Below are 20,313 nucleotides of genomic sequence, written 5' to 3'. Positions count from 1 at the left end.
TGACCGCCATCGGCCCATTGCGGACATTTCAGGTAAGCCAGCACGTCTCTGAGATGCCGTGGATTTCTGACTGACCGCTTCTGGTAAGCAGAGTGGTGAAAAGTATTCGTGACTCCGCCGCTTTCCATGCAATGGTCGCGTCCCTTAATGCCTGGAGAAAAGAATGTGGGCCTACGTAGATAAGACGGGCAACACGCTGAATAACCTCTTCGACGAAGATCAGCCGCTGTTTGTCACCGCAGCTTTCATAACTAAGACGAACTTCGACCTCGTTGCAAAAGCGAGCATCGCTGCCATTGCGAAAAAGGTCGATGTAGATGCATTGCATGCGAACGTCCTCGGCGTAGCCAAGATTGAGCAAATCGCGCCGGACCTACTGAAGCTCCTGAAAAAGACGGACTGCCGCTTCTTTATCTCTCGCGTGGAGAAGAAGTACCTCGCTGCCTGCAAGGTGATTGACGTCTATTTTGATCAGGGCGAGAACAAGGCGGTGCCGTGGTCTGCGTACTGGCTGCGCCACCTGCGTCTATTGCTAACATTCAAGATGGCAAGCTTCGTCATCACGCCGGAAATTGCGGCGATCGTCTGGGACTGCGTGACGGCCAAGAGCGAGTTTACTTCTAAGAAGCACTTCGTGCTCGGCGCAGAAGCGATGCTGGACAATGTCCAGTTCGTGCCCGATGTGCGTAGCCGCCAGATCATCACTGACGCGCTTGAGTGGGCGATTGCAAACCCCGAGGAATTCTCGACCCACATTTCAGAGAAGGCTTTGCGGTATCAGCACTCACCAAATTTCGTGGCGTTTGTGAATCTTCTGGATGGTCTGCAGAATGCCTCGGAGCGTTGGAAGCGGCCAGTTCGCGAGATTGTCCACGACAAGCAGGCTGAAGTCGAGAAGGCGTTCGCCACATGGCATGCGACCATATCCAAACCTGAGCTTGCGAATGCAGAGGGACTTTCATGGCCAGGCGAAAGCAAGGCGTTCAAGGTCCAGAAGGTGACCGGCAGCACGTTCCGGACGGCCACTGAAGAAGAAAGCGCAGGCCTGCAGGTGGTCGATGTCGTCCTGTGGTGCTTTAAGCGCATCTTCAGCGACAAGGAAATTGGACAGGAGGCCGCCAAGCTGCTTAACTGGGTCATGCAGCGCGCATACCAGAACGACTTCTCGTTCGAAGGTGTCGGCAGGCAGGTCGAAGCCGAACTCGGCAGAATTATGGATGCCGACATGTCGAAAGAGAAGCTTGCGGAGGGGCGTAAGCTGATGGCGGAGATGGAAGCACAGCGTCAGGCACAGGTCGCCGCGCACGCCATCCATCTGGCCGGGAAGCTCACCGAGGGAATTGCCACCTGACGCCAAATAGTCGCGACAGGTCAGAGCCACATCTGAGAAGTTAAGCCCCTGGCCGCCATCGACGCCTCGCTGGAGGTCTCCGAGTGCCTCCGAGACGAGAGCCATCAGATCGCTTGTCGCGATAGTGTAAGCGGAGTTCGCCTACGTTATGAAGGAATAATTTGGGGGCGCTAATTGCCATGGCTTCACGATGTCCGCTGTTGCGCTTCTACGCCATGACGGCAGTCGGCCCGAAGTGGGACATCAGGTTCGTTCCCACACCGAGCGTGTCAGCTCGTACCAGACTTCCCCTTGCTCAGTGTCGGGAAAATGCGCGGCCTCGAAAGGGATCGTGCGCGTATATCTCATGCCGATTTTCTCCATGACACGGCGCGATCTTGTGTTCGCCGCCATAGTGCAGGCCACGACTTTTTCAAAGCCAGCAACCTTGAAACCCCAATTCACGAGTGCACACGCCCCCTCCGACCCATACCCTTTCCCCCAGGCGTCTTGTCGCAGTCTGTAACCGATTTCCGCTACTCCATCGCTCTCCGAGGATAGACAAAACCAGCCAACAAATACGTCATCGTCGATCCGTTGCGCCGTCCAGACATCGTGCTCGGTTCCTCTCGGCATCAGAAACGTAACCTTTTCGGGGTCCGTAGTCTCATGGTCGACCGGCCCTCCATTGAGAAAGCGCATAACGTCGGGGTCACGCTCCAAATCGATGAAGTCATTTCGATCCGCTGGAGTGCATGGCCTGAGCTTGAGGTTGACTGTCTGGAATTCCCTCATTGAACCCCCCCTGTCGAATCGTGGCAAACAGAATACGGGACTTCTCACGTCTATCAATGTCCGCTATTGCCGCAAAGCCGACCCTCTGATGCCGGCGTCGGCCGCCGAGCTGGCTGGAAAGAGCCTGATCGAAGGGGCGGGCGAGGTGTTGGGCAGGCTGCATCCAGACAGGGTCGAGAGCGCGAGCACCCTCACCGGGCGAAGGCGTCACCCGATCGCCTGCAGGAACCGCATGCCGGTCACCGGCCGCGGCACGAAGTCCATCTGCTCGTAGAAACGGTGGGCGGCGAAATTGCCGGTGGCGGCGCTGACCGACAGGTAGTCGCAGCCTTGCGCGCGGGCGTTGTCGCGGGCACGCGCCACCAGATGCTGGCCGATGCCATGGCCGCGATGGCCGTCGCGGACGAAGAGGTGGTGAAGGTCCATGCCGCGCTTGCCTTCCTGCGCCCTGTAGAGCGGCACGAGAATGGCGTAGCCGATCAGCATCTCGCCGCCGTCGGCCACCAGCGCCTGGATCCACGGCATCGGGCCGAACAGGTCGCGTTCCAGCGTCTCGGCGGTCATTGCGGCGGCGTCGCCGTGATGGGCGGCAAGCGCTGCGATCATCTCGCTCAGCTGCGGCAGGTCCCGCGGTCTGGCACTTCGGATATTCACGACATCCGGGCGGAGAAGGGAGATTTCGCTGTCTTCGGTCATTGCGGCATCCTCTGGGTCTATGGTGCCGTCAGGTGCCGTTTGAAACAACAAAGCCGCCTGACGGCGGCTTGTTGACAAAGTGATCTGTCGAGCCGCCCGTTACCGGTAGGCCCAAAAATACGTGGCGGAGATAGGTGCGCGTACGATCATCATGTCGGTATGGATGCGCCGGTTGCAGAGCGATGTCAAGAGCAATGCATCGGCAGCAAGATCGGCGGCTTCGGCTTCTCATGGGAATTGGCTATGCTAGACTGTGATCTGCAGGAGGCTGTCATGGGCAAGACCCGAAGCATCAACGTCGAGCTCTCAACCGAGGTCATTCAGGTTCTGGAGAGCCGTGTGGCGAGCGGCGAGTATCCGTCCACCGCAGCAGCGATTGAGGCGGCCGTCCGCTTGCTTGTGCACGAGGACGGGGACGCCGATCTGCAAGAATTGATCAGCAAGGACATTGCGCAACGCGTCCGGGCGTCGCTGGAGGATCCACGAGAGCCGCTGTCGGCAGACGAAGCCGAACAACGCATCGCCGGCTTTATTGACAGAAGCGCCAGGTCACGCGCGTGATCAGGCGATTGCCTGTCGTTTATCGGCTGGTTGCGATCGAAGATCTGGAAAACACATATCTGTTCATTCTGGAGGTGAGCGGCAGTTCCAAGGTCGCCAGCGGGTTTGTCGAGAGGATCATGGCGCGGTGCCGCCGCATCGGCAACGTCCCAAGCGGCGGGCGGCCGCGTGACGACCTTGCACCGGGTCTGCGTGTGGTTCCTTTTGAACGGGCGGCCGTCATCGCCTACGTGATGAAGGGGGACCGCGTCGAAATCACCAACGTCTTCTATGGCGGTCGAGATTACGAGGCGCTGCTTCGCGGCAAACCGGGCGCAGCGTGAGGTCGAACCTCAGTGCTCGTGTTCGCACAGCCCATGGTCGGAGAGGGCCCGGATCACATAGCAATCCTCGACCGTATGGCCGCCGCAGTGCGAAACGATGCGTTCCAGCTCGCTTTCCAGGCGCTTCAGCTTGTCGATCTTCTCGCGCACCTGAACCAGATGCGCGAATGCGATCTGGTCGGCATCCTCGCAGGGTGCCTGGGGATGATTGCCGAGCGCCAGCAACTGCCGGATGCGGTCGATCTCGAAGCCGAGATCGCGCGCGTGGCGGATGAAGGCCAGGCGCTCGATGTCCGGCCGTCCGTAGCGCCGCTGGTTGCCCTCGGAGCGTTCGCCGGGCGTCATCAGCCCCATCTGCTCGTAATAGCGGATGGTCGGCACCTTGACGCCGGTGCGCCGCGAAACCTCGCCGATCGAATACATGCGGCAGCCTTTCCAAAGCTCTAGTCGATGGAGCATTATGTGGTGGTTTTTGCTGCCGCGCGCAAGCAGGGTCTGCAGGAGAGGTGCCGTGGTCGCATCGGGGACGGCTTGATTTTGCCACTCGCCGCCATAGGGTGGGGGAGTATAGTATAGGAACATGTCATGAGCCACACGATCCGCGACAGCGACAAGCTTCTCGCCCGCGTCCGGCGCCTCAAGGGCCAGATGCAGGCGGTCGAGCGGTCGCTGGAGGCTGGCACGCCGTGCGGTGAAGTCCTGCAGCTTCTGGCGTCCATCCGTGGTGCGCTGTCGGGGCTCACGGGCGAAGTCATGCAGGCGCATCTGCACGAGCATGTTCTGCACGCGGAAAGCCATGCGGAGCGCGAGAAGGCGGCCGAGGAACTGGCGGCGGCGCTGCGCACCTATATCCGCTGACGGTGGGTAAGGCGCCGGGCAGCGATGTCTGCGGGTGTTGCCGGTGAGGACATCAAGAGAGAGGAAATCCGCCATGATCGAGGCGCACGATAATCGCAGTCATGACCACGTCTTCCTGGGCCAAAACCACCGGCGCAACGAGCGCAAGGTCTGGGCGGTGATTGCTCTCACCACGGCGACGATGGTTGCCGAGATCGTCGCCGGCAGCGTCTACGGCTCGATGGCGCTGCTGGCCGATGGCTGGCACATGTCCACCCACGCCGGCGCCATGCTGATTGCCGCGGGCGCCTACTGGTATGCGCGGCGCGAGGCCCGCAACGCCCGCTTCACCTTCGGGACCGGCAAACTCGGCGATCTGGCCGGCTTCGCCAGCGCGGTAGCGTTGGCCATCGTTGCGCTGCTGATTGCCGTGGAAAGCCTGCTGCGGCTGGCATCGCCGACTGCGATCGAGTTCGACCAGGCAATCCTCGTTGCGGTTCTAGGACTGGCGGTCAACATCGTCAGCGCCTTCCTGCTGCGCGACGAGCCGCATGGCCATGGTCATGGTCACGACCATGGCCATCATCACGACACGCATCATGGCGGGCACCACGGAGCGCATCACGGCCAGCATCATCGGCATGGCGCCGATCACAATCTGCGGGCCGCCTACCTGCACGTGCTGGCCGACGCTCTGACCTCGGTTCTGGCGATCTTCGCGCTGCTGCTTGGTCGTGCCTACGGCTGGATCTGGCTTGATCCGGCAATGGGGATCGTCGGCGGCCTGGTCATCGCCCGCTGGTCGTGGGGGTTGATCCGGCAGACTTCGGGGGTGCTGCTCGACACCGTGCCGGAGGACGGAGCGCTTGCCGACACCATACGCCGGCGCGTCGAGCAGGCAGGCGACCGGCTGACCGATCTGCACGTCTGGCAGGTCGGCCCGGGGCACAATGCCGCGATCCTGTCGATCGTCTCGAACGATCCGCGGGACCCGTCCACCTACAAGGCAAGGCTTGCGGGCCTGGAGCAGCTTTCACATGTGACGGTGGAGGTGACGCGCGCAGCCTGAAGCGATGCGGCAGGAGTGGCGGGGCGTCGAAAGCGCCGCGGCCGATGTCAGAATTCCGAGTAGACGTCCTCGACATGCGCGACCGAGGGCGCCGGCGTCGCGACGATCGGTGCGCGTTCGCTGTCAGCTGTCTCGCGGCGACCATCGCCGACCATCCACAAGGCGTTGGCGAGGGAAGAGGACAGAAAGGTGCTGCTGCCGGTAATGGCGGAGGCGGAACGCTTGCGGGTCTCGGTTTCCCGCGGCGCATTTTCCTCGGCCTTGCGGTCGACGATCTGTGGTCTCGGGGAATAACCGTAGCCACTCAATCCACTGTCAATTTGCATGGTGATCGGCTCTTGGTTGAAGGTTGTTAACCAACCCTTAACCATCGAAGCTTGCGCCAGGCTTGCGTCACTGCCCTTTTGCGGGGGGCAGGACGTTGACAGGCCGAGAGGAATGCGGGGTGAACCTCAGTGCTTCGCCGGGGTCACGCCGTTGTCGGGGCGCACCTGCGAAGCGGGTCGCTTGAGGCGGCGGTCGCGTGCGGCCTAGGCTTCGGCTGCAGGTTGTCGAGCGTGCTGTCGAACATGACGATCCGATTACGCCCTGCGGCCTTGGCCGCATAGAGTGCGATGTCGGCGGCACGAACCGCGTCCTCAAGCGAACTGGATCCCGGCTCGGCGAGGAAGACACCGCCGGAAAACGTCAGGGATGTATCACTGACGCCGTTGATCGGCCTGCCGGCCAGCCACGCCTGCCAGCCGGCGATGCGCGCCAGCACCGCCTCCCGGTCGAGCGCGGGAAGGACCGCAAGGAACTCCTCACCACCCCAGCGGAAGATGAGGTCGTTGTCGCCCAACCCCGATTTCAGCACCTCGGCGAAGGTTCGCAGCACATCATCGCCGGTCTGATGGCCGAAGCGATCGTTGAAGCTCTTGAAGTGATCGATGTCGAGGACCGCGATGGCGATGGGCCCGGGCGCGGCGGCATCGGCGAGCAGTTCGGGGAGGAGCGCCTGCGCATGGCGCCGGTTGAACAGTCCCGTCAGATGATCGCGCAATGCCTCTTCCCGCAAAAGCCCCTGCAGGCGCAGGTTTTCCGCCAGGCGGGCCTCCAGATCCTGGGAAAGCGCAGCCATTCGGAATTCGTCGGCCTTGCGCAGCGTGATGTCGCGCATCACGATCATCTGCCCGCCGGTACGTCCCCACCTGATCAGCGAATGGCACGAAATCTCGTAGGTGCGCCCGGTGGCGGCCAGCCGCGTTTCCCGGCGATGACCATTGGCCGGAAATTCCTGCGCGACCACCGCCACAAGTTCCGGCGGGCCGGCCAGAAGGCGACCGATGGCGGGCGACGGCATGTCCGGCAGCGACTGCGCTGCGGGGTTGAGCTCGAGGATGCGACGGCGCGCGTCGAGCACGATGACCGGATCCGGCAGGACGGAAAAGATGGCGTCTCGGCCGATCGGCGGCAGCACGAAGAGCTGTCCGAACAACTGGGCACCCAGCATGAAGGCGCCGGTTGCCGCGAAGACGAAGGGGGTCGGATCGTCATTGAACAGCATGAAGCCGTAGGCGGTATAGCTGACATTCGCCATCCACGGCAGGACGGCGGAGGCGAGAAGGGCCCACATCTGCCAGCGATGAATGCCGCGCAACCGGACGCTGATGGCCAGCCCGTAGACGCAGGAGAGCACCATCGCGGAATTGCCGAGGATCAGCGCGACGGTGTACAGCCAGCCATACTCGAACGACAGCGTCGTCTCGTCGAGCAGCCGGATGTAAAGGGCGTTGTGCCACTCGTTGGTTACGGCGAGGATGCCGAAGGCGGCAGAGATGGCGCCGATCGACGCCAGTTGCCAGGGTCGTTCAACCTCGGCCCCGCGTGCGTAGGTGATGAAGCTCAGCGACCAGAAGAGCGGCGTTCCCATGATCCCGAACCAGGCGAACTTGCAGGCGATGATGCGCAGCTCGAGATCGGTGACGCTATGGCGAAAGAGGACGCATCCGGTCCAGAACAGGGCAAGCAGGACGGAGAGCGTGAAGGAGGTTCGGCCGGGGGCGTTGGGTGCACGAAGCGCGCAGAAGATGATCAGCGCCGCCAGAACGACGATCGTGCCGAGAAGCCAGACCGAATTCCCCAAGTCGCACTCTCCACGACGTTTACCCAGGTGATCCGTGAGTGGGATGACCAGGCTTCAGCCGCGCAGAGTAATGGCGATATGTTAACGTTGCGTTCACCGTGTTTTGCATCAGTTGGCGAAACGCAACGCCAAGCCGGCGGCCCGGCGAGCGCCATGCCGCCGGGCAAATTCCGGATGCTGCCGAACGACGAGCATACGGGAACTCGTAGTTCACATACGATCCGAATTTCACTCAGCAAGCCGGCCGGCCTTACATCTTGCCGGCGACCTTGATGGCGAAGGCGTATTCGAAGGCAATCTCCTCAAGCCGCTGGAAGCGCCCGGATTTCCCGCCGTGACCGGCAGCCATGTTGGTCTTCAAGAGGTAGGGCCCGGCCTCCGGTGCCGTATCGCGCAGGCGAGCCACCCACTTGGTGGGCTCCCAGTAGGTGACCCGCGGATCGGTGAGACCGGAGATCGCCAGGATCGGCGGGTAGTCCTTCTTCGCGACGTTGTCGTAAGGAGAATAGGCGGCGATCCACTGATACTCCTCCTCGGATTCCAGCGGATTTCCCCATTCCGGCCATTCCGGCGGCGTCAACGGCAGCGTGTCGTCGAGCATCGTGTTCAACACGTCGACGAAGGGGACGGCGGCGATGATGCCGGCGAATTTCTCCGGCGCCATGTTGGCGATCGCCCCCATCAGCATGCCGCCGGCCGATCCGCCCTCGGCGATGATGCTGTCGTAGGCCGTGAAGCCTTGCGTGACGAGATGATCGGCAGCGGCGATGAAGTCCTTGAAGGTGTTCTGCTTGGCCTCCATCTTGCCGTCTTCGTACCAGGCAAACCCCTTGTCCTTGCCGCCGCGCACATGGGCGATGGCATAGACGAAGCCGCGATCGGCAAGCGACAGGGCATTGGTGGAAAACGAGGCCGGAATGGTCATGCCGTAGGCGCCGTAGCCGTAGAGCAGGCACGGGGCCGAGCCGTCGAGCACGGTGTCCTTCCGGTAGAGGAGCGAGACCGGCACGAGTTCGCCGTCATGCGACGGCGCCATGACGCGGCGGGTCACATAGTCGTCGGCATCGTGGCCGGACGGCACTTCCTGCGTCTTCAACAGCGTGCGCTCGCGGGTCGCCATGTTGTAGTCGAACAGCTGGCTCGGAGTCGTCATCGACGAATAGGAGAAGCGGATGACGTCCGTGTCGTATTCGGCCGCTCCGGCGAGCCCGAGCGAATAGGCCTCCTCGTCGAAGGCGATCGCATGTTCCTCGCCGGACGTGCGGTCGCGCACGACGATGCGCGGCAGGCCCTCGCGGCGCTCGAGCCAGACGAGATGGCGGGCGAACGCCATGTGGCTGAGGATCAGCCGGCCCGGTTCGTGCGCGACGAGGTCCGTCCAGTTTTCCTTGCCCGGTGCCGAGACCGGCGCCACGACGATCTTGAAATCCTTGGCATCGTCGGCATTGGTGAGGATGTAGAAGACGTCGCCGCCTTCGGTCATCGAGTACTCGATGCCTTCCTGACGCTCGGCCACCAGCACCGGGTTCGCCGTCAGGTCGCTCGTCGGGATCAGGTGATATTCCGAGGTCTCGTGATCATGGATGTCGATGTAGATGACATCGTCGAGCAGCGAACCGCCGACGCCCATGAAGAAGCCCGGATCCCTTTCCTCGAACACCAGCCGGTCCTCCGACTGCTTCTGCCCGACGATGTGGTGAAAGACCTTCGACGGACGATGGTTCTCGTCCTGCAGCGTGTAGAAGAAGCTCTTGCCGTCCGGCGCCCAGACGCCGCCGCCGGCGGTGTTGTCGATCACGTCGGCCAGATCCTCGCCGGTCTTCAGGTCGCGCACCCGCAGGGTGAAATATTCGGAACCCTTGTCGTCGTAGCCCCAGATGCCGTGGCTATGGTCGGTCGAGTGGTCGATGCCCGAGAGACGGAAGTAATCCTTGCCGACAGCCTCCTTGTCGCCGTCGAGCAGAAGCTGACGCTCGCCGCCGTCGCGCGGCGTGCGGAAATAATGCGCCTGCTCGCCGCCGGTCACATAGAGCGTACCATAGGCGAACGGCCCGTCCTTCACCGGCACCGAGCTGTCGTCTTCCTTGATGCGGCCCTTCATCTCGGCAAACAGTCGGCTCTGCAGTTCTGCCGTATCGCCGAGTGCGGCTTCCATATAGGCATTTTCGGCTTCCAGATGAGCGCGGATCGCCGGATCGAGGATGGACGGGTCCTTGAACATCGCCTGCCAGTTGTCGGCGCGCATCCACGCATAGTCGTCGCTGCGGGTGATCCCGTGGCGGGTGTCGCTGACCGGCTTCTTGGGCGCTTTTGGCGGGGAGGGGAGGTTCTGGAAGACGGCTTTGGACTTGGCCAATGGAGAACTCCGGCATCGAATGAAACGAATGCCAGAGATAGGCGGCGACGCCCCGCAGGACAAGCCTAGGCGGAGAAGCCGTTACTTCTTCCGCGGCTTCTGGCCTGGCAATACGCCGTCCCGCCAGCTTTCGAACAGCACCACGGCAACAGCAAGCGATACCCCGAATACGGGCAGCAGAAGCAAAACGATCTCGTTCGTTGTCATTGCTTGAGGCCTTTCAGGATCCAACCACCTCCCAAATGTAAGGCTGCACCGAGGAAAAAGCAAACAAGCATAGGAATGACAACGCGGAGCATGTCGGTTTCGGAGGCAGGGTCATCGTAGACAAGCCGCGTCACCGGTGTGAACACGCCGATCAACATGACGCCCATGCCGATGCCGTTGAGGAAGGCCGCTCTCAGCTTGATCTGCTCCTTGCGGGCGTCAGAGAGAGCGCCTGTCAGCGGCGGACCGTCATCATCGAGCGTCATGTCGGAACCCTCACCGTCGGTCTGCGCAACGACACCGCCTGTCGATGACTGATCACATTTATCCTAATTCGCGCTCTGGTGGGTGGTCATTCGGCTACACCTCTCCTAGTTTCCGCCCCGTCCGAGCAAATTGGATGGAAGCGACATGAAAGACACCACCTATGCCGCCGCGGTCGCACTCGCGATCGTGTCGGCCTTTCCGGCCCATGCTCTCGATAGCAACATCGTCCGGCAACTGGATGCGCTCACGCCGGAAGAGCGCCGCGAGCAGCGCTGCGACATGGAAGCGGCAAACCGCATCTCCCGGGAAGCCGCCGGCTACAAGCCGGACAAGGTCATCGCCTACACGTTCGGCGATCCGATCGAGACCGGCAACAAGATCAAGGCGCCTGGCGCGGTCTTCCGCTCCGGCGGCGACTGGTACCGGCTGAAGTTCAAGTGCGAGACGGCCGAGGATGGCCTGAAGGTGCTGTCGTTCGACTACAAGGTCGGCAGCAAGATCCCGCGCGAAGAGTGGCAGGAATACTACCTCTACGAATGAGAAGTCCGGTCCCTCAGCCGGGAAGCTGGGGCACCGTCTTGCGCTCGGGGAACAGTTCGTGGACGATCGTCATGACGATCAGCGACAGCGGCAATGCCAGCATCGCGCCGACCGCTCCCCACATCCATGTCCAGAACAGGATGGCGACGAAGACGAGGAACGGGTTGATTTCCCACTGACGCCCCATGACCGCCGGAAACAGCAGGTTTTCCATGATCAGGTGGACGGTGAAGAAGACGGCTGCCGGCAGCAGCGCCAGCAGAAGACTGTCGTGGGTGACGATGCCGGCCACGGCCACCGCAAAGGTCATCAGCGTGATGCCCAGATACGGCACGAAGCTCGACAGGAAGGCGAAGATCCCCCACAGGATCGGCATCGACAGCCCGCCCGCATAGGCGATGATCGTCATCACCACGCCAAGCCCCATGTAGATGACGCTGGCGGTGGCGAAGTAGTAGCCGAGCACTTCTTCGATGGCGTTGATGATACGGATCGTCAGCAGCCGCTGGCGACGCGTCGGGAACGCCATGATCAGCGTGCGGCGAAGCCGCAGCCGGCCATAGAGGAAGAGCAGCAGACCGGCAAAGAAGATCAGTGCCTGGATGATCGCCGGCGTCAGGCTGGCGGAAATCACGCCGAGGATGTTGCCGCTGTTCTCGATCAGCTTGTCCATCGACATGGTGCCGCTGCTGAAGGTGGAAGGCGTGATGTTGAGCCACGCATTGCGCTCCAGGAACGGCTTCATCCTGCCCATCATCTGCTCGACCAGCGTCGGTCCGGTGCTGATCAGCGTGGCGACAGGCTCGGCCAGCGCGTTGACGATCAGAAACACCGACAGCATCACCAGGCTCGACAGGATCAGCGCGATGCCGAAACGAGGAATCCCCCACTCGCCCATACGCTCGGCAACGATGCCGAGGATCATCCCGACAACGATCGCCAGCACGACCGGCTTGAGGATCAGCGAAAGCTCATGAATGACGGTGAAGCTGATGAACAGGAAGATGCCGATGACCGCCCATGCCTTGGCGACTTCCAGCGCCTCGCGGCCGAGCGGCATCAGCTCGGTGGCATCTGCGGAATACCCGGCAATCTCGTCCTGGCGCGCACCTTCGTGCTCGATCTTCTGGCGTTTGATGCGGTCGTTGCGCCGGCTGACGCCGGCAACGGTTGTGGACATGGCTGAGTACCCCTCGTGAGTCGCCACAACGCACGAGTGCGGTGCCGGTTCCGCCGTCAGATCGCAAGCGTCAGGCCGATGCCCCAGGGGTCGCGGAGCGACCAGCCGGAGGCGCTGCGCGTGGCATCGATTTCCAGCGCCTGCAGGCCGGAAAGCGCCTTGTCGAGCGCCGCCTGATCGGTGAACTTGAGGCGGTAATCGGCCAGTCCGGTCATCCCCTCGGTGCGGCTGCGTGCGCCGCGGCTGTTCCAGATGTTGGCGGCGATATGGTGGTGGTAGCCGCCGGTTGCAAAGAAGCTGGCGCCCGGGTAGCGGGCCATCACCTTGAGGCCGAGAACGTCGCGGTAGAATGCGTCCGCCTGCGGAATGTCGCCCACCTGCAGATGGATGTGGCCGATTGCCGTTCCCTCGGGCATGCCGGCCCAGGCACCCTTGGGCGCTGCCTCATAGACGGACTGGAGATCGAGCCGCTCGGTCGCCATCTGAACCGTACCGTCGGCAAACATCGTCCATTCGCCCGGTGCCCGGTCGCGGTAGATCTCGATGCCGTTGCCTTCAGGATCGGAGAGGTAGAGAGCTTCGCTCACCAGATGGTCGGAGGCGCCTTCCAGGCTGACGTTGCGCGCCGCCGCGTGCGCGAGCCAACTGCCGAGCGCTGCGCGGTCGGGCACCAGGAACGCCGTGTGGAAGAGCCCCGCGGCATTGCGCGGTGCACGCACGACGGCGATGTCCGTGGAAAGCGTCAGCAGGGGCACGCCGGCGACGCCCAGGACGTGACCGCTCGCCCACTGCTCGATCGGCCGCAACCCGATGATGTCCTGATAGAAGCCGGACACACGGGAAAGGTCGGCCACCACCAGATGCGCCGTGTCGACATGCGCCGGACGCGTCAGCGCAAACGGCGTTGCGACGGGATTTACGGTTGCCGCTTCCTGCATGACGGTGTCTTCCTGTTCCGATCTGAATGATGACGTCGTTATGCGCGCATGCGCGTGTTCAAGAAAGATGTCGTTCTGGCGAAACTTCGTTCACTAAAACAGAACAGCGGGTGGCTCTTGCTTTTGATCCTGCGCAAGGCGAGGCTTGCGCGGATCGCCCATGCTTGCCCGTATCATCCCCTGAGGGTTCGAGGAGCAGATCATGTACAAGTCCATCGTCGTCGCCGTCGACATTGCCCGGATCGACAAGGCCGAGCGTATTCTCGGACGGGCGCGTGCCCTCATCGACAGCGGCGGGCGGATCACGCTCGTCAACGTCGTCGAGGAACTGCCGACCTACCTGTCGATCGATCTGCCGACCGACCTTCTGATGCAGGGGCGGGCGGAGAGTGAGACGCGGCTGCGCGACCTGCGCGACCGGCTGCAGGCCGATGCCGCCATCGACATCCGCATCGGCTCTCCGGCGCACGAAATCCTCGCCAGCGCCGCCGCCAACCAGGCCGACCTGATCATCATCGCCTCGCACATGCCGGATTTCTCCAACTACCTCCTCGGCGCGACGGCCGATCGCGTCGTGCGGCACGCCAAGTGCTCGGTGCTGGTCGATCGATAGACCGCGAAGAAGGAGCCGCCGGAGCAGCGTCAACTGCAGCGCGTCTCGCCCTTCCTGACCGGATGCTGAACGGCGGGCAGGTGGGGAAGCAAAAGCGATGACCGTTCATTACCGAATGTGATCGACACGGCCGGTTGCTTCTTCCGTCGCCCCTCTGCATTTTAGGAGCGACGGAGAGATTTTTGCATGACTGAACTGTTCCGCTTCGGCCGGACCTATGATTTTCACGAGCTCGTTGCCGATGGCATCGTGCACGGCATCGGCATTGCGCTGGCGCTGATCGGCGCCACGGCGCTGATCTTCTACGCGAGCCTCTGGGCAAGCCCGACGGAACTCGTCGCCGCCTGGATCTACGGCATTGGCCTGATCGCCTGCCTATCGGTATCCTTCACCTACAACATGTGGCCGAACTCGCGCACCAAGTGGGTGCTGCGGCGGTTCGACCATTCGGCCATCTTCGTTTTGATCGCCGCCACCTACACGCCGTTCCTGCAGCGCGGCGCCGACGAGCCGCTGATCTTCTCGATGCTGATCTTCGTCTGGGCCACGGCAATCTTCGGCATCACGCTGAAATGCGCCTTTCCCGGACGCTTCGACCGCCTGACGATCCTGCTCTATCTCGGCATGGGCTGGAGCGGCGTGGTGGTCGTCCCGCATCTGTCGCAGCTGCTGCCGTCGATCACCCTCTGGCTGATCGTCATCGGCGGCATCATCTATTCGCTCGGCGTGATCTTCCATGTCTGGGAGCGACTAAGGTTCCAGAACGCCATCTGGCACGCCTTCGTCATCGCCGCCGCGGCCGTGCATTATTCGGCCGTCATGACCTGCTTCAGCCTGTCGCCGTCGGCGGCCTGAACCGGACGCGGCGCGCGCGGCTCGACAATTTCGCGGGAACACCCGCAGCCTCCGCCGGTTGGCTGCCTATCGCAAACCATCATGAAGGAGATGCGGATGTCTAGCCTCGCACAGGATTTCGTCGACGCGCTGGCGAAACTGGAACAGAGCGGCGATACCGGGGCGATCCTGGCGCTGTTCGATCAGAATGCCTCGGTGTCCAATCCGGTGGTCGCCGACCAGAAGAACGGCGGCGATGGAGCCGAACGCTTCTGGCGGGACTATCGCGGCAGCTTCGACGAGATCCGGTCGGAATTCCGTCACGTCACCAGCCAGGACGGCACGTCCTTCCTCGAATGGCAGAGCAGCGGCAAGATCGACGGCAAGCCGTTCAGCTATGACGGTGTTTCGGTGCTGGAGGAGAAGGATGGCCGCATCACCGCCTTCCGCAGCTATTTCGATCCCGCCAAGTTGCCGACCGGCCATGCGGCGTCGGGCGACAAGGCCGGACGCGGCGCCGATGGCCAGGCGTCCCAAGCGTCCGGCGGACCGTCGGATGGAAATGCCGGCGGCGGCAGCGATCTCGACCGCGCCCAGGAGGAGCTGGCAGAGCAGCGGGCGCAGGGCGGTTACGCCTGAACCGGCAACTGTTGTCTCATGTTGAAAACGGACGGCGCGGTCAGCTGAAAGCCAAGGCCGCGCCGGCTTCTTCAGGCGTCAGGAAGAAGAAGTAGATCGCCGCCAGGATGATGGCGATCGCGAAGATCGTCCCGACGAAACGGAGCATGTTGCCGCTGGCTTTTTGGTCGGTGTTTTTCATGGCGACGTTAACCTCCCCGGCCGACGAAAGTTCCGCGGCAGCCCGGAACTGTTGGCCTTTCCGGCTGTTGGTGAAGGCGACCGGAACCGAAACATGGCGCGCCACATGCCTCCATCCTTCCCCCGCACTTCGGCCCCCGGCAAGAGCCGGACGGGCAGCGATCTTCTCGCCCGCAGCCAGTTGCCGGCCTGGGTGGTTCGCGCGCTGAACGCCAACCGGATCCGGCGCTTCAGCCAGCTCGTTGGACGCTCGGACGAGGAACTCCTGGCGCTGTCCGGCGTCGGTCAGAGGGCGGTGGAGATTATCCGCGCCGAGCTTGCCCGCAATGCGCAGCGCGCGCTCGATTCGGTGGGCACGGTGCCGCAGCCGGACGTTCAGCACGCGCCTTAGATTCCGGCCGGTTGCCGAGCCTTTACCGCCCTCGCGGTGGTCTGCTATGGCAGGCGCCTCGTCAACGACAGCAAAAGACCCTCTCATGACTGGCGCCACCCGCATTCGCGACGCCGTGCAGGCTGACCTCACGGCCATCCGGGATATCTATAACGACGCGGTGGAGAACACGACCGCCATCTGGAACGACAACCTCGTCGATCTCCAGAACCGGCAGGACTGGTATGCCGCGCGCCGGGCGAGGGGCTTTCCGGTGCTGGTCGCCGAGCGCGACGGCGCAATCGCCGGCTACGCGGCCTATGGCGACTGGCGTGCCTTCGAGGGGTTCCGCCATTCGGTGGAGCATTCCGTCTACGTCCACCGGGATCACCGCGGCGCAGGCATCGGTCGGCAACTGATGCAAGAGCTGGTTCAACGCGCCCGCGATGGCGGCATCCACGTGATGGTCGCCTGCATCGAGGCGGAAAACCGCGGATCGATCCGCCTGCACGAAAGCCTGGGATTCCGCACGGTCGGCACGTTCCGCGAAGTCGGCACGAAATTCGGCCGCTGGCTCGATCTCACCTGCATGGAACTGCAGCTCTGACCGACCCTTGCCCGCAGATCATCGGGCGGAGAAACAAAAAAGGTCGGCGCGGAATGACCGCACCGACCCTGGTATGCTTCACGCTGGCGGCGGTCAGGCCGGTTCGAAAACCATGGCGTGGCCGTTGATGCAGTAGCGCAGGCCGGTCGGCGGCGGGCCGTCCGGAAAGACGTGGCCCAGATGGCCGTCGCAGGTGGCGCAGCGTATTTCGGTGCGCACCATGCCATGCGAGGTATCGCGCAGCTCGCGCACCGCATCCGGATTGATCGCCTCGAAATAGCTCGGCCAGCCGCAGCCCGAATCGAACTTCATGTCCGACAGGAACAGCGGCGTGTCGCAGCCCGCGCAGCGGTAGAGACCGCGATCCTTGCTGTCCCAGTAGGGGCCGGTGAACGGGCGCTCGGTACCGGCCTGTCTCAGGATGCGATACTGGTCGGGCGTCAACTGCTCGCGCCACTCGGCATCACTTCTGTTCACCTTCGACGTGATCGTGTCGGTCATCGCTTGCTCCTCTTGTTTTTCTATAGATAGGAACGCTTCGCGACCTGAAAAACCCTGCGACCTATCGATTTCCAGCGGCAAGGCGTTGAGCCGGCCGGATCGCTGCCGTATGGAAGGGGGGTGGCCAGCGGGTTCACGACGATGCGACGACGGGAGACGTACAGCATGATGCAAAGCGCGGCCAGCGGGTCAGGAAACCGATGATTACCTTGCTTTGCCTGTTCCTGCCCTTCATCGCTGCGATCGCTGCTCCTGCCGTTACGCGCGCCCTCGGCCACCATGCTGCCTGGATCCTGGCGCTCGCCCCGGCTGCCGCTTTTCTCTACTTCGCGGGATATCTGCCGGACATCGCGGCCGGCGAGGTGGTGACCGGCGGCTATGCCTGGGTGCCCAGCCTTAACCTGTCCTTCTCCTGGTTCATCGACGGGCTGTCGCTGACCTTCGCGCTGCTGATCACCGGCATCGGCACGCTGATCGTGCTGTATGCCGGCGGCTACATGAAGGGTCATCCGCAGCAGGGACGGTTCTTCTCCTTCATTCTGCTGTTCATGGGGGCGATGCTTGGCCTCGTCCTCTCCGACAGCTTTCTGATGCTGTTCGTCTACTGGGAGTTGACGTCGATCACCTCCTTCCTGCTGATCGGCTTCGACCACGAGCGCCCTGCGGCGCGACGGGCAGCCCTGCAGGCGCTGGTGATTACCGGCGGCGGCGGCCTCTGCCTGCTCGCCGGCCTCGTCTTCCTGTGGAACATCAGCGGCGTCACGCAGCTGTCGCTGCTCGTCCATCTGGGCGATGGCTTGCGCCAGAGCCCCTTCTATCTGGCGACGCTCCTGCTGGTGCTCGGCGGCTGCTTCACCAAGTCGGCGCAGTTCCCGTTCCACGCCTGGCTGCCGAACGCCATGGAGGCGCCGACCCCGGTTTCCGCCTATCTGCATTCGGCGACCATGGTGAAGGCCGGCGTCTACCTGTTGATGCGGCTGTCGCCGACGCTTGGCGGCACCCCCGCCTGGGAAATCCTCCTGCCGTTCTTCGGCGGCGTGACGCTGATTGCCGGCGCCTGCCTTGCCCTCCGGCAGACCGACCTGAAGCTGATGCTGGCCTATACGACGATGGCATCGCTCGGCCTGATGGTGATGCTGACCGGTTTCGGCTCGGAGCACGCAGTGCCGGCGGCGGTGCTCTATCTGGTCGCGCACTCGCTGTTCAAGGGCGCCCTGTTCATGGTGGCCGGGCTCGTCGACCACGAGGCGGGCACCCGAGACGTCACCCGGCTCGGTGGCCTGAGGCGCGCCATGCCGCTGACCTTTGCCGCCGCGCTCCTGGCCGCCCTGTCGATGGCCGGTCTGCCGCTGTTCTTCGGCTTCCTCGCCAAGGAAGAGATCTACTATGCGCTCGCCGCCGGCGACCTGCGCTCCATCCTGTTCACCTGTGTCGCGGTGATCGGCAATGCGCTGATGTTCGCCGTCGCCTTCGCGGTCGCGCTGAAACCCTTCCTCGGGCCGCCGGTCGAGACGCCGAAGCATGCCCATGAGGGGCCGGTCCTGTTGTGGCTAGGCCCGGTGGTGCTCGCGGTTCTCGGCCTGGCAGCCGGTCTCTTCTCCTCCGTCGCCCACCGCTACGTATCGTCGCCGATGACGAGCGCGATCCGCGACACGCAGACCGAGGTGACGATCTCGACCATTCCGCATCTTGGCCTGCCGCTTCTGTTGTCGGTGATAACCGTGGCGCTCGGCGCGCTCATCTATCTGCAGTTGTCGCGCGTCCGGGCGATGATGGTGCGCGTTGTCGACGGGGCGGGTCCGGGGCCTGACCGTGCCTTCGACGGCCTGGTGGCTGGCCTGGTGCGGCTGTCGGTCGCGGTGACGCGCTTCGTCCAGCCTGGCCGGCTGGAGGTCTACGTCACCGTCACCTTCATCCTGCTGGCGCTGACACTGCTGGTGCCGCCGGTCGTCTGGGGTGAGTTGCCCGACATGCCCGCCTGGCCGTCGGACGTGATGATCCACGAATATGCCTTCCTGGCGCTGGCGCTGATCGGCGTGGGCGCCGTCCTCTGGGCCAAGAACCGGTTGACCGCCATCGTGTCGCTCGGCATCCAGGGCTTTGCCGTCGCCGTCATCTTCCTGCTGTTCGGGGCGCCCGACCTGTCGTTCACCCAGTTCATGGTGGAAACCCTGTCGGTGGTCATCCTGGCGCTGGTGATGACCAGGCTTCGGCTCCTGCCGTCGGACCACCGGCCGCTCGGCCAGATGCTCGGTGATGCGGCGATTGCGCTCGCCTGCGGTACGGGCTTTGCGCTGCTGCTGCTCAAATCCACGCAAGGCGCCTTCGACAACCGCCTGACGGACTTCTTCAACGCCTATTCGAAGGTGATCGCCCACGGCGCCAACGTCGTCAACGTGATCATCGTCGACTTCCGCGGCACAGATACGCTCGGCGAGATTGCCGTGGTGATGATCACCGGCCTGTCGATCCTGGCGCTGATCAGGCTGCGCTCGACCGGTGCCGCAAGGCCCGCCGACAATGATCCGGACGGAGGTACCAGCCGATGAACACGCTGATCTTCCGCACCGTCGCGCCGTTCCTTACCGCGCTGATGATCATCTTTTCGATCTACGTGCTGCTGCGCGGCCATAACGAGCCGGGCGGCGGCTTCATCGGCGGGCTGATCGCCGCCTCGGCGCTCGCCATCTACGGCATCGCCTACGGCGTCGCTGCCGTGCGCCGGGCGATCGTCTTCCACCCCATGTCGATTGCCGGCGCGGGGCTGCTGCTGGGCGTCCTGTCGGGCTTCGTCTCGGTATTCGCCGGCGTGCCGTATATGACCGGGCTGTGGATCTATCCGCATCTGTTCGGCGTCGAGATCCCGCTGGCAACCGTGATGTCCTTCGATATCGGCGTCTATCTGGTCGTGGTCGGGTCGATCACCTCGATCGCGCTGGCGCTCGAGGAAAGGGGAGAGGACTGATGGAAACGCTTCTCGCCATTCTGGTCGGCGCCTTTTTCGCCGCCGCCGTCTACCTGATGCTGTCGAAGCACTCGGTGCGCATGCTGCTCGGCGTGGCGATCCTCGGCAATGCCGTGAACCTGCTGATCTTCACCGCCGGGAGGCTCACCCGCGAAGTGCCGCCGATCATCGGCGTCGGCGCCGACGTGCTGTCCTCGGATGCCGCCAATCCGCTGCCCCAGGCGCTGATCCTGACGGCGATCGTCATTTCCTTCTCGTTCTTCGCCTTCCTCCTGGTGCTGACCTATCGCGGCTTCCAGGAGCTCGGCACCGACAATACCGACGAGATGCGGCTTGCCGAACCCAAGGATGAACCCATGCCGCCACTCGGCTACTGAGAG

25 protein-coding genes are annotated in these 20,313 nt (G+C 63.2%); 14 read left to right on the top strand and 11 right to left on the bottom strand.

What is annotated here, in order from left to right:
* The first annotated feature begins 163 nt into the window (after window positions 1–163).
* The gene (locus tag AAIH46_RS09160) at window positions 164–1,351 is read left to right on the top strand and encodes a hypothetical protein (RefSeq protein WP_430305545.1); all 1,188 of its coding nucleotides are present in this window, start codon (window positions 164–166) and stop codon (window positions 1,349–1,351) included.
* 243 nt (window positions 1,352–1,594) lie between these two features.
* Here AAIH46_RS09160 and AAIH46_RS09155 read toward each other — a convergent pair whose 3' ends face one another.
* Both AAIH46_RS09155 and AAIH46_RS09150 read right to left on the bottom strand, forming a co-directional pair.
* Window positions 1,595–2,125 (bottom strand): GNAT family N-acetyltransferase, encoded by a 531-nt coding sequence (locus AAIH46_RS09155; RefSeq protein WP_430305544.1) that lies wholly within the window; start codon window positions 2,123–2,125, stop codon window positions 1,595–1,597.
* Between the two features lie 207 nt (window positions 2,126–2,332).
* Entirely contained in the window at window positions 2,333–2,899 is a 567-nt protein-coding gene (locus tag AAIH46_RS09150) for an N-acetyltransferase family protein (RefSeq protein WP_430305543.1), read from the bottom strand.
* A 195-nt stretch (window positions 2,900–3,094) separates the two neighbouring features.
* On the opposite strand from AAIH46_RS09150, the gene AAIH46_RS09145 reads away from it, so the two are divergent.
* Window positions 3,095–3,382 carry a hypothetical protein gene (locus tag AAIH46_RS09145; protein ID WP_430305542.1) on the top strand — a complete coding sequence of 96 codons (288 nt, stop codon included), beginning with the start codon at window positions 3,095–3,097 and terminating at the stop codon, window positions 3,380–3,382.
* Window positions 3,382–3,705 (top strand): type II toxin-antitoxin system RelE/ParE family toxin, encoded by a 324-nt coding sequence (locus tag AAIH46_RS09140; protein WP_430306526.1) that lies wholly within the window; start codon window positions 3,382–3,384, stop codon window positions 3,703–3,705. Before AAIH46_RS09145 ends, AAIH46_RS09140 begins: the two co-directional genes overlap by 1 nt.
* A gap of 9 nt (window positions 3,706–3,714) precedes the next feature.
* On the opposite strand, the gene AAIH46_RS09135 is transcribed toward AAIH46_RS09140, so the two are convergent.
* Window positions 3,715–4,128 (bottom strand): MerR family transcriptional regulator, encoded by a 414-nt coding sequence (locus tag AAIH46_RS09135; protein WP_430305541.1) that lies wholly within the window; start codon window positions 4,126–4,128, stop codon window positions 3,715–3,717.
* 162 nt (window positions 4,129–4,290) lie between these two features.
* Here AAIH46_RS09135 and dmeR point away from each other — a divergent pair, with 162 nt between their 5' ends.
* Both dmeR and dmeF read left to right on the top strand, forming a co-directional pair.
* On the top strand, window positions 4,291–4,563 hold the full coding sequence (gene dmeR, locus AAIH46_RS09130) for a Ni(II)/Co(II)-sensing transcriptional repressor DmeR (protein ID WP_430305540.1): 273 nt from the start codon (window positions 4,291–4,293) through the stop codon (window positions 4,561–4,563).
* Window positions 4,564–4,636: 73 nt separating this feature from the next.
* Window positions 4,637–5,611 (top strand): CDF family Co(II)/Ni(II) efflux transporter DmeF, encoded by a 975-nt coding sequence (dmeF, locus tag AAIH46_RS09125; protein ID WP_430305539.1) that lies wholly within the window; start codon window positions 4,637–4,639, stop codon window positions 5,609–5,611.
* 47 nt (window positions 5,612–5,658) lie between these two features.
* On the opposite strand, the gene AAIH46_RS09120 is transcribed toward dmeF, so the two are convergent.
* From AAIH46_RS09120 to AAIH46_RS09105, 4 genes are all read right to left on the bottom strand, one after another.
* The gene (locus AAIH46_RS09120; protein ID WP_430305538.1) at window positions 5,659–5,937 is read right to left on the bottom strand and encodes a hypothetical protein; all 279 of its coding nucleotides are present in this window, start codon (window positions 5,935–5,937) and stop codon (window positions 5,659–5,661) included.
* A 143-nt stretch (window positions 5,938–6,080) separates the two neighbouring features.
* The gene (locus AAIH46_RS09115; RefSeq protein WP_430305537.1) at window positions 6,081–7,736 is read right to left on the bottom strand and encodes a histidine kinase N-terminal 7TM domain-containing diguanylate cyclase; all 1,656 of its coding nucleotides are present in this window, start codon (window positions 7,734–7,736) and stop codon (window positions 6,081–6,083) included.
* A 250-nt stretch (window positions 7,737–7,986) separates the two neighbouring features.
* Complete coding sequence (locus AAIH46_RS09110; RefSeq protein ID WP_430305536.1) at window positions 7,987–10,092, bottom strand: S9 family peptidase; 2,106 nt, start codon at window positions 10,090–10,092, stop codon at window positions 7,987–7,989.
* A 203-nt stretch (window positions 10,093–10,295) separates the two neighbouring features.
* Complete coding sequence (locus AAIH46_RS09105) at window positions 10,296–10,565, bottom strand: hypothetical protein (protein ID WP_430305535.1); 270 nt, start codon at window positions 10,563–10,565, stop codon at window positions 10,296–10,298.
* Between the two features lie 145 nt (window positions 10,566–10,710).
* Here AAIH46_RS09105 and AAIH46_RS09100 point away from each other — a divergent pair, with 145 nt between their 5' ends.
* Window positions 10,711–11,106 (top strand): DUF930 domain-containing protein, encoded by a 396-nt coding sequence (locus AAIH46_RS09100; RefSeq protein ID WP_430305534.1) that lies wholly within the window; start codon window positions 10,711–10,713, stop codon window positions 11,104–11,106.
* Between the two features lie 13 nt (window positions 11,107–11,119).
* Here AAIH46_RS09100 and AAIH46_RS09095 read toward each other — a convergent pair whose 3' ends face one another.
* Window positions 11,120–12,286: an AI-2E family transporter gene (locus AAIH46_RS09095; protein WP_430305533.1), complete on the bottom strand. Its 1,167-nt coding sequence runs from the start codon at window positions 12,284–12,286 to the stop codon at window positions 11,120–11,122.
* 56 nt (window positions 12,287–12,342) lie between these two features.
* Entirely contained in the window at window positions 12,343–13,224 is an 882-nt protein-coding gene (locus tag AAIH46_RS09090; RefSeq protein ID WP_430305532.1) for a VOC family protein, read from the bottom strand.
* Window positions 13,225–13,426: 202 nt separating this feature from the next.
* Here AAIH46_RS09090 and AAIH46_RS09085 point away from each other — a divergent pair, with 202 nt between their 5' ends.
* The 3 genes from AAIH46_RS09085 (at window position 13,427) to AAIH46_RS09075 (ending at window position 15,310) form a co-directional block, all read left to right on the top strand.
* Window positions 13,427–13,837 carry a universal stress protein gene (locus AAIH46_RS09085; protein WP_430305531.1) on the top strand — a complete coding sequence of 137 codons (411 nt, stop codon included), beginning with the start codon at window positions 13,427–13,429 and terminating at the stop codon, window positions 13,835–13,837.
* 186 nt (window positions 13,838–14,023) lie between these two features.
* Window positions 14,024–14,692, top strand: coding sequence for a PAQR family membrane homeostasis protein TrhA (gene trhA / locus AAIH46_RS09080; protein WP_430305530.1), 669 nt, complete (start codon window positions 14,024–14,026; stop codon window positions 14,690–14,692).
* Between the two features lie 96 nt (window positions 14,693–14,788).
* Window positions 14,789–15,310, top strand: coding sequence for a nuclear transport factor 2 family protein (locus AAIH46_RS09075; protein ID WP_430305529.1), 522 nt, complete (start codon window positions 14,789–14,791; stop codon window positions 15,308–15,310).
* A 40-nt stretch (window positions 15,311–15,350) separates the two neighbouring features.
* Here AAIH46_RS09075 and AAIH46_RS09070 read toward each other — a convergent pair whose 3' ends face one another.
* The gene (locus AAIH46_RS09070) at window positions 15,351–15,596 is read right to left on the bottom strand and encodes a hypothetical protein (protein WP_430305528.1); all 246 of its coding nucleotides are present in this window, start codon (window positions 15,594–15,596) and stop codon (window positions 15,351–15,353) included.
* Here AAIH46_RS09070 and AAIH46_RS09065 point away from each other — a divergent pair, their 5' ends adjacent.
* Both AAIH46_RS09065 and AAIH46_RS09060 read left to right on the top strand, forming a co-directional pair.
* Window positions 15,597–15,881, top strand: a complete 285-nt coding sequence (locus AAIH46_RS09065; protein ID WP_430305527.1) for a hypothetical protein — start codon at window positions 15,597–15,599, stop codon at window positions 15,879–15,881.
* Window positions 15,882–15,966: 85 nt separating this feature from the next.
* Entirely contained in the window at window positions 15,967–16,467 is a 501-nt protein-coding gene (locus AAIH46_RS09060) for an N-acetyltransferase family protein (protein ID WP_430305526.1), read from the top strand.
* Between the two features lie 93 nt (window positions 16,468–16,560).
* Here the strand turns inward: AAIH46_RS09060 and msrB are convergent, their stop codons facing one another.
* Window positions 16,561–16,968 carry a peptide-methionine (R)-S-oxide reductase MsrB gene (gene msrB / locus AAIH46_RS09055; RefSeq protein WP_430305525.1) on the bottom strand — a complete coding sequence of 136 codons (408 nt, stop codon included), beginning with the start codon at window positions 16,966–16,968 and terminating at the stop codon, window positions 16,561–16,563.
* Window positions 16,969–17,168: 200 nt separating this feature from the next.
* On the opposite strand from msrB, the gene AAIH46_RS09050 reads away from it, so the two are divergent.
* The 3 genes from AAIH46_RS09050 to AAIH46_RS09040 are packed head-to-tail and all read left to right on the top strand — an operon-like array spanning window position 17,169 to window position 20,310.
* Entirely contained in the window at window positions 17,169–19,517 is a 2,349-nt protein-coding gene (locus tag AAIH46_RS09050; protein ID WP_430305524.1) for a putative monovalent cation/H+ antiporter subunit A, read from the top strand.
* Window positions 19,514–19,933 (top strand): Na(+)/H(+) antiporter subunit B, encoded by a 420-nt coding sequence (locus AAIH46_RS09045; protein ID WP_430305523.1) that lies wholly within the window; start codon window positions 19,514–19,516, stop codon window positions 19,931–19,933. Before AAIH46_RS09050 ends, AAIH46_RS09045 begins: the two co-directional genes overlap by 4 nt.
* Entirely contained in the window at window positions 19,933–20,310 is a 378-nt protein-coding gene (locus AAIH46_RS09040) for a Na+/H+ antiporter subunit C (protein WP_430305522.1), read from the top strand. Before AAIH46_RS09045 ends, AAIH46_RS09040 begins: the two co-directional genes overlap by 1 nt.
* The last annotated feature ends 3 nt before the right edge of the window (window positions 20,311–20,313 follow it).

The sequence above is a fragment of the Rhizobium sp. 0TCS1.26 genome (genome assembly GCF_050455525.1).
In the GTDB taxonomy this organism is placed as follows: Bacteria; Pseudomonadota; Alphaproteobacteria; order Rhizobiales; family Rhizobiaceae; genus Neorhizobium.
The sequence above is the reverse complement of the archived record's forward strand: the minus strand, read 5'-3'. Positions and strand labels throughout refer to the sequence as shown.